At 63.7% G+C, this 13,256-nt stretch carries 10 protein-coding genes and 1 other RNA gene; 5 read left to right on the top strand and 6 right to left on the bottom strand.

Going from position 1 to position 13,256, the window contains the following annotated elements; all coding sequences use genetic code 11:
- Nucleotides 1-185 precede the first annotated feature (185 nt).
- From gcvP to G4923_RS17260, 6 genes are all read right to left on the bottom strand, one after another.
- Nucleotides 186-3,062 carry an aminomethyl-transferring glycine dehydrogenase gene (gene gcvP / locus G4923_RS17285; protein WP_163137795.1) on the bottom strand — a complete coding sequence of 959 codons (2,877 nt, stop codon included), beginning with the start codon at nt 3,060-3,062 and terminating at the stop codon, nt 186-188.
- A gap of 299 nt (nt 3,063-3,361) precedes the next feature.
- A complete protein-coding gene (gene gcvH, locus G4923_RS17280; RefSeq protein WP_025327266.1) occupies nt 3,362-3,751 on the bottom strand; it encodes a glycine cleavage system protein GcvH in 390 nt (129 codons plus the stop codon).
- A gap of 77 nt (nt 3,752-3,828) precedes the next feature.
- Nucleotides 3,829-4,926 carry a glycine cleavage system aminomethyltransferase GcvT gene (gene gcvT, locus G4923_RS17275; RefSeq protein ID WP_163137794.1) on the bottom strand — a complete coding sequence of 366 codons (1,098 nt, stop codon included), beginning with the start codon at nt 4,924-4,926 and terminating at the stop codon, nt 3,829-3,831.
- Nucleotides 4,927-5,313: 387 nt separating this feature from the next.
- Nucleotides 5,314-6,534: an FAD-dependent 2-octaprenylphenol hydroxylase gene (locus tag G4923_RS17270; RefSeq protein ID WP_163137793.1), complete on the bottom strand. Its 1,221-nt coding sequence runs from the start codon at nt 6,532-6,534 to the stop codon at nt 5,314-5,316.
- 99 nt (nt 6,535-6,633) lie between these two features.
- Nucleotides 6,634-7,857, bottom strand: coding sequence for a 2-octaprenyl-6-methoxyphenyl hydroxylase (ubiH, locus tag G4923_RS17265; protein ID WP_163137792.1), 1,224 nt, complete (start codon nt 7,855-7,857; stop codon nt 6,634-6,636).
- Between the two features lie 208 nt (nt 7,858-8,065).
- Nucleotides 8,066-8,635: a UPF0149 family protein gene (locus G4923_RS17260; RefSeq protein ID WP_106886558.1), complete on the bottom strand. Its 570-nt coding sequence runs from the start codon at nt 8,633-8,635 to the stop codon at nt 8,066-8,068.
- A gap of 173 nt (nt 8,636-8,808) precedes the next feature.
- Here G4923_RS17260 and zapA point away from each other — a divergent pair, with 173 nt between their 5' ends.
- From zapA to G4923_RS17235, 5 genes are all read left to right on the top strand, one after another.
- Nucleotides 8,809-9,141, top strand: coding sequence for a cell division protein ZapA (zapA, locus tag G4923_RS17255; protein WP_025327271.1), 333 nt, complete (start codon nt 8,809-8,811; stop codon nt 9,139-9,141).
- Nucleotides 9,142-9,157: 16 nt separating this feature from the next.
- A non-coding RNA gene (gene ssrS, locus G4923_RS17250) (6S RNA) lies at nt 9,158-9,340 on the top strand.
- 202 nt (nt 9,341-9,542) lie between these two features.
- Entirely contained in the window at nt 9,543-10,559 is a 1,017-nt protein-coding gene (locus tag G4923_RS17245; RefSeq protein ID WP_163137791.1) for a LacI family DNA-binding transcriptional regulator, read from the top strand.
- A gap of 48 nt (nt 10,560-10,607) precedes the next feature.
- On the top strand, nt 10,608-12,095 hold the full coding sequence (locus tag G4923_RS17240; protein WP_163137790.1) for a sugar ABC transporter ATP-binding protein: 1,488 nt from the start codon (nt 10,608-10,610) through the stop codon (nt 12,093-12,095).
- Nucleotides 12,076-13,068 (top strand): ABC transporter permease, encoded by a 993-nt coding sequence (locus G4923_RS17235; RefSeq protein WP_111913207.1) that lies wholly within the window; start codon nt 12,076-12,078, stop codon nt 13,066-13,068. The genes G4923_RS17240 and G4923_RS17235 overlap by 20 nt, the downstream gene beginning before the upstream one ends.
- The last annotated feature ends 188 nt before the right edge of the window (nt 13,069-13,256 follow it).

The following is a 13,256-nucleotide window of genomic DNA, read 5'->3' as shown; positions in this document are numbered from 1 at the left end:
TACTGCTGGCGGTATCAAGCGTATCTTACGAAAGATGGGGGCAATAAATCTCAATTAACCGGTAGCTAAATCAATAACCAATTGATTTAAAGCAACAAGTTAAGCAATGAGTTCTTTGTATTGATAAAAAGGGCCACCCGTTTGGGTGGCCCTGTGGTTTATTACGATGATCCGCTGCGCGCCAGTTACTTGGCGTAATCCTCGGTCGGGACGCAAGAGCAGAACAGGTTGCGATCGCCGTAGACGTCGTCGATGCGGTTGACCGAGGGCCACAGCTTGCTGGCGCGCACGGCCTCGGACGGGAAGACAGCTTCGGCGCGGGTGTAGCCGCGACTCCACTGCTCGTCCATGACGTCATCCTGGGTGTGGGGCGCATTGACCAGGGGGTTGTCGGTCAGGCTCCAGTGGCCGTCCTGCACCCGGGCTATCTCGGCGCGAATCGCCGTCATGGCTTCCACGAAGCGATCCAGCTCGCGCTTGGATTCCGACTCGGTCGGCTCGACCATCAGGGTCCCCGCCACCGGGAAGCTCATGGTCGGCGCGTGGAAGCCGTAGTCCATCAGGCGCTTGGCCACGTCCATCTCGCTGATGCCGGAGGCCTCCTTGAGCGGGCGTATGTCCAGGATGCACTCGTGGGCCACCCGGCCGTTGCGCCCGGTGTAGAGCACGGGGAAGGATTCCCCCAGCTTCTTGGCCAGGTAGTTGGCGTTGAGGATGGCGACCTGGGTGGATTTCTTCAGCCCCTCATCCCCCAGCATGGCGATGTACATCCAGCTGATGGGCAAAATGCTGGCCGAACCGAAGGGTGCCGCCGAGACGGCGCCGTTGTCACGGCTCTCCTTGTCGGTCTTGACCACCGCGTGGCCGGCCACGAAGGGGGCCAGGTGCTGCTTCACGCCTATGGGGCCCATGCCCGGGCCGCCACCGCCATGGGGAATGGCGAAAGTCTTGTGCAGGTTGAGGTGCGACACGTCAGCACCGATAAAGCCTGGCGCCGTCAAGCCGACTTGCGCGTTCATATTGGCGCCGTCAAGGTACACCTGACCGCCATATTGGTGAACGATGTCGCACACCTCCTTGATGGTCTCCTCGTACACCCCGTGGGTGGAGGGGTAGGTCACCATCAGGCAGCTAAGCTTCTCCCCCACCTCGGCGGCCTTGGCACGCAGATCGTCGAGATCGACGTTACCGAACTTGTCGCAGGCGGTGACGATGACCTTGAGGCCCGCCATCTGGGCTGAGGCCGGGTTGGTGCCGTGGGCCGAAGCCGGAATGAGGCAGACATCGCGATGCCCTTCGCCGCGGGACTCGTGGTACTTCTTGATGGCAAGCAGACCGGCGTATTCGCCCTGAGCGCCGGAGTTTGGCTGCATGCAGACGGCGTCATAACCTGTCACCTTCACCAGCCAGTCTTCGAGGTCTGCCAGCAGCAGCTGGTAACCCTGGGTCTGGGCCAGCGGGGCGAAGGGGTGCAGCTTGCCAAACTCGGGCCAGGTCACCGGGATCATCTCGGCGGTGGCGTTGAGCTTCATGGTGCAGGAGCCGAGCGAGATCATGGCGTAGTTCAGGGCCAGATCCTTGGCTTCGAGACGGTGGATGTAGCGCAGCATCTCGGTCTCGGAGTGGTACTTGTTGAACACCTCGTGGGTCAGCACGGCGTCGGTGCGCAGCAGATCCTGCGGGATGCCGTGGTGAGCCTGGGCCTTGGCATCCAGAGCCGCGACATCCAGGCCGTGGCCTTGACCGAGGAACAGATCAAACAGCTCGGCCACGTCATCGCGGGTGGTGGTCTCGGAGAGGGACACGCCAACCGCACCGTCCAGATCGGCGCGCAGGTTGATGCCCAGCCCTTCGGCCTTGGCAATCAGCTCGGATTTGCCCGTGGTCAGCACTGTGAGGGTGTCAAACCAGCTGTCGTGCTTGAGGGTCAGCCCCTTGGCGGTGAGCCCCAGCGCCAGGATGCTGGTCAGACGATGCACCCGGGAAGCGATGGTTTTCAGTCCCACAGGGCCGTGGTAGACGGCGTAGAAGCTCGCCATGTTGGCCAGCAGCACCTGGGCGGTACAGATGTTGGAGTTCGCCTTCTCGCGGCGGATATGCTGCTCGCGGGTCTGCATCGCCATGCGCAGGGCACTCTTGCCACGGGCATCCTTGGAGACGCCTATGATGCGGCCCGGCATGGAGCGCTTGTAGGCATCGCGGGTGGCGAAGAAGGCCGCGTGCGGGCCACCGTAGCCCATGGGCACGCCGAAGCGCTGGGCGGAGCCGAACACCACATCGGCCCCCAGTTCACCCGGGGATTTGAGCAGCAGCAGGGAGAGCATGTCGGTACCGACGCAGGCCAGCCCTTTCTGGGCCTGGACAGCGGCGATCAGGGAGCGCAGATCGGTCACATTCCCGGTGGTGGACGGGTACTGGAACATGGCACCGAACACCTCCTCGCTCACAGCGTCACAGGCGGGGCCCACGGTCACGTCGAAACCGAAGTGCACGGCGCGCTCCTTGACCACGTCGATCACCTGGGGGTGTACGTCGTCGGCCACGAAGAAGAGATTGGACTTGGACTTGGCCATGCGCTTGGCGAGCGCCATGGCTTCGGCGGCGGCGGTGGCTTCATCGAGCAGGGAGGCGCTCGCCAGATCCATGCCGGTCAAGTCCAGGGTGAGCTGCTGGAAGTTCAGCAGCGCCTCGAGACGGCCCTGGGCCAGCTCCGGCTGATAAGGGGTGTAGGCGGTATACCAGCCCGGGTTTTCCAAGACGTTGCGCAAGATGACGTGGGGCACGTGAGTGTCGTGGTAGCCCATGCCGATGTAGCTCTTGGCGATCTGGTTCTTGGCCGCATAGCCCTTGAGCTTGGCCAGGGCTTCCACTTCGGTCATGGGGGCGCCGATACCGAGCGGGCCCAGGCGGCGGATGGCGGCAGGGACCGTCTGCTCAATCAGATCGTCCAGGCTCTCGGCGCCCACGGTGGCGAGCAGGGCCCGCACTTCTTCCTCACCCGGGCCTATGTGGCGACGGATGAAATCGGTTTTTTGCTCGAGTTCAAACAGTGACTGGGTCATTTCCCTATTTCCTGGTAATAAGTCCTGGCATGAAATCCTGATAACCAAGACCTGATGTTCCTGATCGTCGGTGGATACCGACTCCACTCATGTTCTGGGCCCCGCAGACAGGGTGCGGCGCCGGATGCTGCGACAGCATCGACAGGGGATCGCCTTGTGGCGGAGCTGCCTGCTTGCCCCCTGGCGAGGCCAGGTGGGCAAAGGGCAGACGCGGGCGACTTCACCCTTCCGCCGGCCGGCGTGTGCCCGGCTGGCGGTCATACAAAGGGGCCCTGCTGTGTTGGCAGGGCCCGGGGGCATTACTCTTCGTCCACCACGTTCTGGTAGCCTTCGGCATCCAGCAGGTTGGCGAGCTCGCCCGCGTCATCCAGCTTGATGCGGAACAGCCAGCCGGCACCGTAGGGGTCGGAGTTGACCAGCTCGGGGCTGCCTTCCAGCTCTTCGTTGATGGCCAGGATCTCGCCACTCACCGGGCTGTAGATGTCGGAGGCGGCTTTCACCGACTCGGCCACGGCGCAATCTTCGCCGGCACTCACTTGCTTGCCCACTTCCGGCAGATCGACGAACACCATGTCACCCAGCAGATCCTGGGCGTGCTCGGTGATACCGATCACGGCCTCGCCGTTGGCTTCAACACGGACCCACTCGTGGGAGGTGGCATATTTCAGTTCGCTCGGGATATGGCTCATTTGTGCTTCCTTTATGCTCTTGGATCGCTTCAACAAAATGGGGTCGGCGAAGGGACACCCTTCGCCGCAATCAATGATTACACCAGGGGCTGGCCGTTGCGCACGAAGGCCGGCTTGGTGACTTTGACGGTGACCAGCTTCTTGCGGATCTCCACCTGGGCTTCAGCGCCGATGTCGCGGGGCACCCGCGCCAGGGCGATGCTGTAGCCCAGGGTGGGGGAGAAGGAGCCGGAGGTGATCACCCCCTCCCGAGTCTCGCCGCTTGCTGTGGTGAAGGTGACCGGCATGCCGGCACGCAGCACCCCTTTATCTTCCATCACCAGACCCACCAGCTTAGGGCTAGTGCCGGCGGCCTTCTGGTCTTCCAGGGCGGCGCGACCGATAAACTGGCGGGAGGCAGGCTCCCAGGCCAGGGTCCAGGCCATGTTGGCGGCCAGGGGGGAGATTGACTCGTCCATGTCCTGGCCGTAGAGGTTCATGCCCGCTTCCAGGCGCAGGGTGTCACGGGCGCCGAGGCCGCAGGGGGCCACGCCGTTGTCCAGCAGGGCCTGCCACAGATCGCACGCCTTCTCCTGGGGGACCACGATTTCGTAGCCATCTTCGCCTGTGTAGCCTGTGGTGGCGATGAAGAGATCACCGGCCTGCACGCCGAAGAAGGGCTTCATGCCTTCGACAGCCGCATTTTGCTCGGGGGTGAACACCTTGGCCGCCTTGGCCTTGGCGTTGGGGCCCTGCACCGCGATCATGGCAAGCTCCGGGCGCTCGGTCACGCTCACCCCAAAGTCGATGGCGTGGTGACGGATCCAGGCCAGATCCTTCTCGCGGGTGGCGGAGTTCACCACCAGGCGGTAGAAGGTATCGGTCAGGAAATAGGTGATGAGGTCATCGATGACGCCGCCTTCCGGGTTGAGCATGCCGCTGTAGAGGGCCTTGCCGGGGACGGTGAGCTTGGCCACGTCGTTGGCCAGCAGGTGTTGCAGGAAGGCTTTGACCCGCTCGCCGGTCAAATCGACTATGGTCATGTGGGAGACATCGAACATGCCCGCATCGCTGCGCACCGCGTGGTGCTCTTCCAGCTGGGAGCCGTAGTTGATGGGCATTTCCCAACCGTGGAAGTCCACCATCTTGGCGCCAGCTTCCAGGTGTTTGGGATGCAGTACAGTAGTCTGGATCATCGCTGTGTTTCCTTAAGCGTTCGCGACAACGCTCGCAATCCGCTCCGGCTCCCCAGCACAGCGGGAGGGCGGACTACAAGGTCTGTGCTCGTTCCCACCCGTGGGGCAGGAGTGATTCCTTGAACGGTGCGGATTATATGACAAGAGCGCCTGGGTGCCGCTCAAAAAAAACTAATACCGCCCCGACAAACTGACACCAGACACTAAGACAAAAACAGTGATAAAAACAGTACAAACCCGGCATGCGCGAGATTTAATGTTGATTTTTACCGTTACGTCACAATTTACAGAAAAACGTTTCGCTTCCCGCCAACATTAAAGGCTGACACCCCAGAGGGGCATTCAGCCTTGTCAGATTAGTTTTATTGTCAAAACCCGGGAGTAAAATTAGATTTTTTCACCCTTGGCCAGAGCGGGCAGCTCACCCTCTAACCCCATGGCGGCCCGAATAACCCCTTGTTTGAGCGGCGCCAGGCCATCGACGGCCCGCAGTCCCACCCCGCGCACCAGCTTCTTGAGAGGGTGGCTGCCACCAAATAGCCGCTTGAGCCCTTCCATCGCCGCCAACATGCGGGCAGCCTCGCTCTTGCGCCAGCGCTCATAGCCGCGCAGGTTGGCCAGCAGGCCGATATCCGCCCCCGCGCTCTGGCTCTTGAGGAGCTGCTCGGCCAGGGCCGCCGCATCCAGCAGGCCCAGGTTGACCCCCTGCCCCGCCAGCGGGTGTATGGTGTGGGCCGCATCCCCCACCAGCACCAGCCGCTCGCGGGCAAAATCCCGGGCGTAGCGGGCGGTGAGCGGGATGGCGCTGCGGGGCCCCTCCACCTTGCACAGTCCCAGCCGCCCATCAAAGGCGACGGTCAGCTGGCGATTGAACCCTTCGTCATCCAGGGCGCACAGCGCCTCGGCCCGCACGGCGGGCACCGACCAGACGATGGAGCAGAGGTCGGATTGCCACAGGGGCAGGAAGGCGAGCGGGCCGTCGGGGGTGAAGATCTGGCGGGCCACCGCCTCGTGGGGCTCGGCACTGCGCACCGTCGCCACCAGGGCGTGGTGGCCGTAGTCCCAGCTGGTGAGCGGTATGTCCGCCTGACGGCGCACCCAGGAGTGGGCTCCGTCGGCGGCCACCACCACTTTAGCCGAGAGGGCGCGGCCATCTTCCAGCAGCAACAGGGCCCCCGCATCGCTCACCTGCAGGCTCTGGGCCCGGGCCGGGGTGAGCAGGCTGATGTTGCTCGCCCCCGCAATGGCATCGAGCAGCGCCAGCTGGATGACCCGGTTTTCGACGATGTGGCCGAGTGCCGGTTGGCGCAAGCTGGCGGCATCGAAGCCAATATGGCCGAAGCTGTCCTGCTCCCACACCTCCATGCTGTCGTAGGGTTGCAGGCGCCGCGCCACTATCCCGTCCCAGGCCCCGACGCCCTGCAAGATGCGCTGGCTGGCGAGGCTAAGGGCGCTGACTCTGTTGTCCGGTGCCTCCCCGAGCCGGGTGTCGGGCAACTGCCCCTCGACGATGGCGACCTTGAGCGCACTGTTCTTGAGGGCTGCGGCGAGCCCAAGGCCCACCATGCCGCCCCCCACAATCACCACATCCACATTTTGCATCTGCATCATCTCTATCCTTTGGTGGCTGATCGCCGGGATCAGCAGGGGGACACCCGCTGGCATCCCCTCATCAAGTTGTCCGCTGCGGCCTCTTCTCGGCACACCTCATTTTCGACACAGGTCGGCGACGAACCCCAGGGTGCGGGAGGCGAGCGGCGCCTGCAGCCAGGGCAGTCGCCCCATCAGGGAGAGCGCCAGATTGCGGCCGGCCACCAGGGGCGCATGACCGTTGGAGAAGAGCTGGGCCAGGGAGGAGGTGAGCCAGATGGTCTGCTCCTGATCTCCCTTGCGCCGCTGCCAGTAAGCGCTCAGCACCTCGAAACTGCCGATATCCTCCCCGGCCGCGAGCGCCCGGGCCACCGCCTGGGTGAGCAAGTCCAGATCGCGCATGCCGAGATTGAAGCCCTGGCCGGCGATGGGGTGCAGCAGATGGGCGGCATTGCCCACCAGCACGGTGCGCTGGGCCAGGGGATAGTCGGCCACTGTCAGCACCAGGGGGTAGAGGTGACGCGCCCCGGTGCGCACGAAGCGCCCGAGCCGCCAGCCGAAGGCCTGCTGCAGGCGGGCCAGAAAGGCGGCGTCATCCAGCGCCATCAGGGCCTGCGCCTCGCCCCGTTCGACGCTCCACACCAGGGAGGAGAGCCCCTCCTGCATGGGCAGCAGCGCCAGCGGGCCCCCTTCGGTGAAACGCTCGAAGGCCCGGCCGGCGGGATCCTCGGCGGTCTTGACCGTGGCGATGATGGCGCTCTGCTCATAGTCATGGCGACTGACCGGTAGCTTGAAGTGCTGACGCACGAAGGAGTTGCCCCCATCGGCCGCCACCAGCAGCCGGGTCTGATAGCCCTCGCCGCTGGCGAGGGTCAGGGTCACCCCCTCCTCCTGCGGCGCTATGGTCGAAAGCTGGGCCGGACAGCACAGCCTGATGTTCACGGTGGCGTCCATTGCCTGCTGCAGCTCTATGCCGGCGGCAGAGAGTTCGATCACCTGGCCGAGGGCGGGCAGACCAAACTGCGCCGCCGTGAGCCGGGTCTGGCCGCAGTGGCCCCGATCAGAGACATGGATATGGGTGATGGGGGCACAGTGAGGGTCAAAACGGGACCAGAGACCGTGACGGGCCAGCGCCTCGCAGGTGCCGGCGGAGAGTGCGATGGCGCGGGCATCGAAGCCGGGATGGCGATGAAGTTCGGGGGCGCTCGCCTCCAGCAGCAGGATCTGCAGGGGGGCACCGCTCGGCCCTTTCAGGGCGGCGAGGGAGAGGGCCAGCACGGCGCCGCTCATACCACCGCCGACGATAGCCACGTCGACGTGAACCGGATCAGAATGAGACATGAGAAGAGGGCATAGGCTAAAAACGTGGGCCAATGCTATCACAAAGCCGGGAGACGGGATGCGAGGCCACGGGCAAAAAACCGATTTGGCACCGTCAGTTGGCATGCAAGACGGCGCCGAGCGCCCCCTCCCCCCTGGCAGAGCCGTCACGTAAAAAGAGCGCCATCAGGCGCTCTTTTCTATGTCAGTGTGGGGACTCTTGCGGGATTCAGTGCAGGGTCGGTGGGGCGCTCGGGGTATCCGGGCGCTTGCCAAACTCCTCGAACGCCATCATGACCCCGAGGCGCACGTGTTCGTAAAGCACCAGGAAGGAGGCTTCGTTCTCGTCATCCTCCTGATCGAACTCCGCGGAGACCTGGGTGATGCTGGCAATGTCCTGGATCATCTCCTGCAGCTCCTCGGAGGCCTTGGAGAGCTCCTGCTGCACCACGCCGAAACCGGCCAGGAAGGCCTGGGACCAGTCCACCAGGGCATCGATGCGCTCGTCGAGGGGCGCCTCGTCGCTTGGCAGCAGCAGCTCGACCCCTTTTTGCGCCATCAGGCTCTCGATGACACCCTGATAGAGATCTGTCATCACCTGGCGCACCGGCGCCGGCAGGCCGAAACCATCGTTGATCAGATCGTTGAAAGGGGGCAGCCAGCTCTTGTCATCCAGTACCACGCCACCGCACACCAGGCCGCAGATCACGCCATGGGCCTCGACAGCCGTCGCCATCAGCTCGTGCTGCTCCATCAGGTCGGCCACGGCCGCGTATTTCAGGGGGTTCGTTTTGCTCATCGAAGATCCGCTCAAAGTTCAGGCAAATATGCAAAAATTATGGCCGAGATCCTAGCATTCTCCCCCTCCCAGAGCCAGCAAGGCCTTGAAACTTCTGCATCTGCGCTATATAGTCCCGCCCAGTTGTCCACGTGGATAAAGGCGGGAATCAGCCCCGCCGTATTGAGGAAGGCATGAGCATAGAGGCCGTAGAAATCGTCATTTTGGGACGTCCCTACAAGGTATCCTGTCCCTTGGGACAACAGGATGCCCTGCGCCAGGCCGCCGACCAGCTGAGTGACAAGCTTATCGAGCTGCGTCAACGCTCCAAGGTCTCCAGCAATGAACAGCTTGCCATCATGGCGGCGCTCAATTTCTGTCATGAGCTCTGCCTTGAAAAAGACAAGAACCACCAATACTCTGAGACCATGGACAAGCGGATCAAGATGCTGCAGCGCACCATAGAAGCGGCCTTGATCGAGCACGGACAATATGGTGATTCCAGCGATGAGGGCCTTAAGCCCTAAGCGCGACCCGTTTTAAAATTCCCTGGGGTGTGCGTCAGCCGGTTCAAGTCCCCGAGCCGATAATCATACCCAACAGGAGTTCTATCTTCTGACTATTGCGCATGCTCGGCCCGACCGAGAAGCCTGCGGCCAGTTTAGGACTCCGCCTTGAACTCACGGTTCAAGGGCCCAAACCGGCAACGGCATCTCCGGGGTACCTAGTGCAAAAGCCCGTCATTGATATGACGGGCTTTTTTTATTCGTTCCCCCACTCAGCCCCTATCGCAGCAAAATCGCCATTAAAAATACGCACAATATCAACGCGATATCTGATTGTTATTTTTTTGTTACTTCTTCCTTGCGAACTCTCCCGGTCTCACCTAAAAATGTAATCGATTACATTTCAACCACAGGAAGCTGGAATGAGCCGCTCCCCCGCCCCCGTCAATCCCGTCTCCATGGCCGCCGTCGCGGCGCGGGCCGGGGTGTCGGTCGCCACCGTCTCCAGGGTGCTGAACCATCAGGAGGGCGTCACCGGCAAGACCCAGGCCAAGGTCAACCGCGCCGTCGAGGAGCTCGGCTATCGCGTCAATCAGCTGGCCAACAGCCTGCGCACCGCCAGAAGCTGGCTGCTGCTCATCATGGTGCCCGACCTCGGCAACCCCTTCTACATCGAGATAGTGCGCGGCATCGACAGAGTGGCCCGCCAGCACGGCTACTTCGTGCTGCTGTGCGACACCGGCGCCGATCCGGGCCGGGAGCGCTCGGCCTTCGAGCTGCTGCGCACCCACAGAGCCGACGGCGCCATCTGCCTGGATCCCGACTCCATCCAGCAGGGACTGAGCCAGGAGATCAACGCGCTGCCCTGGGTCGCCTGTTGCGAGTTTGACCCCGCCATGCCGGTTCCCTACGTGGGTATTGATAACCAGGGGGCGGCGGCGGAGGCGATCCGCTATCTGCTGAGCCGGGGCCACAGCCGCATCGCGCTCATAAGCGCGGATCCCGCCTACCTCTATGCCCGCCAGCGGGAGGCCGGGGTCCGCCAGGCCCTGGCAGAAGCCGGTCTCGCGCTGGCGGATGAGTGGAATATCCGGGTCACCAGCCTCAGCTTCCTGGCCGGGGCCGAGGCGGCGCAGCAACTGCTCGACTGCCCGCAGCGCCCGACCGCCATCTTCGCCGTCGCCGATGCGCTGGCCATAGGCCTGATGCACCGCTTACAGGAGGCGGGGCTGCGCATCCCGGACGACATCGCCATCATGGGCTTCGATGACATACCCATGGCCGCCCAGCTCAATCCACCGCTCACCACAATGGCGCAACCCATGGAGGAGCTAGGTGCCGAGGCCGCCCAGCTGCTGCTGCAGCGCCTGAACGCCCCAGACACTCCGCTGATCGGGCGCCTGCTCCCCCATCGGCTCGTCAGCAGAGCCAGCGCCTGATGCACGCCACCAGCAGACCGAACGGGATCAACATCAAAGGAGAAGCTGATGACTCTCAGTGTCGAATTTAGCGGCGTCTGCAAGGACTTCGGCCCCATCCGGGTGCTGTACGGGGTCGACTTCAGCCTGGCACCGGGACGGGTCTACGGCCTGCTGGGGGAGAATGGCGCGGGCAAGTCCACCCTGATGAAGATCCTCGCCGGTTACGAGCCCATCAGCGCCGGTGTGATCCGCATCGATGGCGAGGCGCGCAGCTGGAGCTCCTCCCGCGAGGCGGAGCAGGCGGGCATAGTGCTCATTCATCAAGAGCTCAACCTGGCCGAGCACCTGACCCTGACCCAGAACCTCTTCCTCGGCCATGAGCTGACCAGGAGCGGTCTGCTGGACGAGCGCACCATGGCGACCCGGGCCCAGCACTATCTGGAGCAGGTCGGGCTGCAACGCGCCCCTGCCTCCAAGGTGCGGCAGCTTATCGTCGCGGAGAAGCAGCTGGTGGAGATCGCCAAGGCGCTGTCACGCCAGGCCCGCCTGCTGATCATGGATGAGCCGACCGCTACCCTGACCCCGGGGGAGACGGCGCGGCTGTTCGCCCTCATCGCCAGGCTCAAGGCCCAGGGCACCACCATCATCTACATCTCCCACAAGCTGGACGAGGTCAAGCAGATCACCGACGAGGTGGTGGTCATGCGCGATGGTCGCTTCGTCAGCCGGGGGGAGACGGCGGCCTTCAGCCGCCAGCAGATGGCCAACCTCATGGTAGGGCGCGAGATGTCGGACATGTTCCCCCCCAGACTGCCGCCGCCGGAGGGCACAGAGATAGCCCTCGCGGTGAGCGGGCTCTGCGTCCCCGGCTGGGTGGAGAATCTCGATTTCGAGGTTCGCAGCGGCGAGATCTATGGCTTCGCGGGACTGGTGGGGGCCGGTCGCACCGAGGCCTTCGAGGCCATCCTGGGCTTGCGCGAGCGCCAGGGGGGCCTCATCCAATTGGCAGGCAAGGCCGTGCGCATCGACAGTCCGCTCGCCGCCATGCGCCAAGGGCTCACCTATCTGCCGGAGGATCGCAAGGGCAAGGGGCTGCACATCGACCTCGGGCTGGCCGAGAACCTCACCCTGATGACGCTGGCGCGCTATGCCCACCCCTGGCTGGACAAGGGGGCCGAGCAGGCGGCCCTCACCCGGGCCATCAATGATTTCGGCATCAAGGCCAGCTCCCACTCGGCCCGGGCCCGCTTGATGTCGGGGGGCAATCAGCAAAAGCTGGCTCTCGCCAAGTTCCTGCACCCGGACCCCAGGGTCATCGTCCTTGACGAGCCCACCCGGGGGGTGGATGTGGGCGCCAAACGTGACATCTATTTCCTGATCCAGCGACTGGCCGCCGAGGGGCGCGCCGTCATCGTCATCTCGAGCGAGCTGATCGAGCTGATCGGCCTGTGCCACAGAGTCGCCGTGCTGCGGGCCGGCCGCCTCCAGGCGGTGCTGCCCGCCCATCATCTGACCGAAGAGGAGTTGATCGCCTATGCAACCGGTACCCACTGACACCCGCAAAGAGCGGTTGCTCTCCCTGCTATCGGCGACTGGCCCGCTGCTCGGGCTGATCCTGCTGTGCCTGCTCGGCGCCCTGCTCAACCCCGACTTCGCCACCCTGGACAACCTGCTCAACGTGCTGACCCGCACCGCCTTCATCGGCATCATAGCGGTGGGCATGACCTTCGTTATCATGTCCGGCGGCATCGATCTCTCGGTCGGTGCCATGGCCGCCCTGATCGCCGGGGCCATGATCCTCATCATGAACCGGCTCGGCGCCGGTGTGCTGGCGGATGCCCCCCTGCTGGTGGTTGTTCTCGGCATAGGGCTGGCCCTGCTGCTCGGCCTGCTGTTTGGCGCCGGTCACGGCCTGCTCATCACCAAAGGCAGGATTGAGCCCTTTATCGTCACCCTGGGCACCCTCGGCATCTTTCGGGCCGTCCTGACCTATCTGGCCGATGGCGGCGCCCTGACCCTGGACGATGCCCTCGGCGATAGCTACAGCCCCGTCTATTACGGCAGCCTGCTGGGGGTGCCCATCCCGGTCTGGGTCCTGCTGCTGGTGGCGCTGGCGGGAGGGCTGCTGCTCAACCGCACCGCCTTCGGCCGCCATGTGCAGGCCATCGGCTCCAACGAACAGGTGGCGCGCTATGCCGCCATCCGGGTCGATAGGGTCAAGCTGCTCACCTATGCGCTGCTCGGGCTCTGCGTCGGCATCGCCACCCTGCTCTATGTGCCGCGTCTGGGATCCGCCACCCCCACCACAGGGCTCTTGTGGGAGCTGGAGGCCATCGCCGCCGTTGTGGTGGGGGGCACCTCTCTCAAGGGGGGAGAGGGGCGCATCTTCGGCACCCTGGTGGGCGCCATACTGCTGTCGGTCATCAGCAATATCCTCAATCTGACCAGCATCATCAGTGTTTACCTCAATGCCGCCGTGCAGGGCATAGTGATCATCATGGTTGCCTTCATGCAACACAGGCGTTGAGGCTGTTGTGGACAGGAAGACGAAAGCGAAGAAACGGCAATGACACCAGTGGCGGGGTCTCCCCTCGCCTGCGACAAGGAACGGGCAGCAGCCCAACAGTCAAGAGGCTATCAAGATGAACAAGATGCTACACAACTTAACGCTACACACCCTGGGCGCCTGCGCCCTGATGATCGCTGCCGGCAGCG

It is taken from the genome of Aeromonas rivipollensis, from assembly GCF_010974825.1.
In the GTDB taxonomy this organism is placed as follows: domain Bacteria; phylum Pseudomonadota; class Gammaproteobacteria; order Enterobacterales; family Aeromonadaceae; genus Aeromonas; species Aeromonas rivipollensis.
The sequence above is the reverse complement of the archived record's forward strand: the minus strand, read 5'-3'. Positions and strand labels throughout refer to the sequence as shown.

Bases quoted from the DNA above. Each gene is read 5' to 3' on its own strand.
- gcvP (WP_163137795.1), bottom strand. From the start codon at position 3,062: ATGACCCAGTCACTGTTTGAACTCGAGCAAAAAACCGATTTCATCCGT.
- gcvH (WP_025327266.1), bottom strand. From the start codon at position 3,751: ATGAGCCATATCCCGAGCGAACTGAAATATGCCACCTCCCACGAGTGG.
- gcvT (WP_163137794.1), bottom strand. From the start codon at position 4,926: ATGATCCAGACTACTGTACTGCATCCCAAACACCTGGAAGCTGGCGCC.
- G4923_RS17270 (WP_163137793.1), bottom strand. From the start codon at position 6,534: ATGCAGATGCAAAATGTGGATGTGGTGATTGTGGGGGGCGGCATGGTG.
- ubiH (WP_163137792.1), bottom strand. From the start codon at position 7,857: ATGTCTCATTCTGATCCGGTTCACGTCGACGTGGCTATCGTCGGCGGT.
- G4923_RS17260 (WP_106886558.1), bottom strand. From the start codon at position 8,635: ATGAGCAAAACGAACCCCCTGAAATACGCGGCCGTGGCCGACCTGATG.
- zapA (WP_025327271.1), top strand. From the start codon at position 8,809: ATGAGCATAGAGGCCGTAGAAATCGTCATTTTGGGACGTCCCTACAAG.
- G4923_RS17245 (WP_163137791.1), top strand. From the start codon at position 9,543: ATGAGCCGCTCCCCCGCCCCCGTCAATCCCGTCTCCATGGCCGCCGTC.
- G4923_RS17240 (WP_163137790.1), top strand. From the start codon at position 10,608: ATGACTCTCAGTGTCGAATTTAGCGGCGTCTGCAAGGACTTCGGCCCC.
- G4923_RS17235 (WP_111913207.1), top strand. From the start codon at position 12,076: ATGCAACCGGTACCCACTGACACCCGCAAAGAGCGGTTGCTCTCCCTG.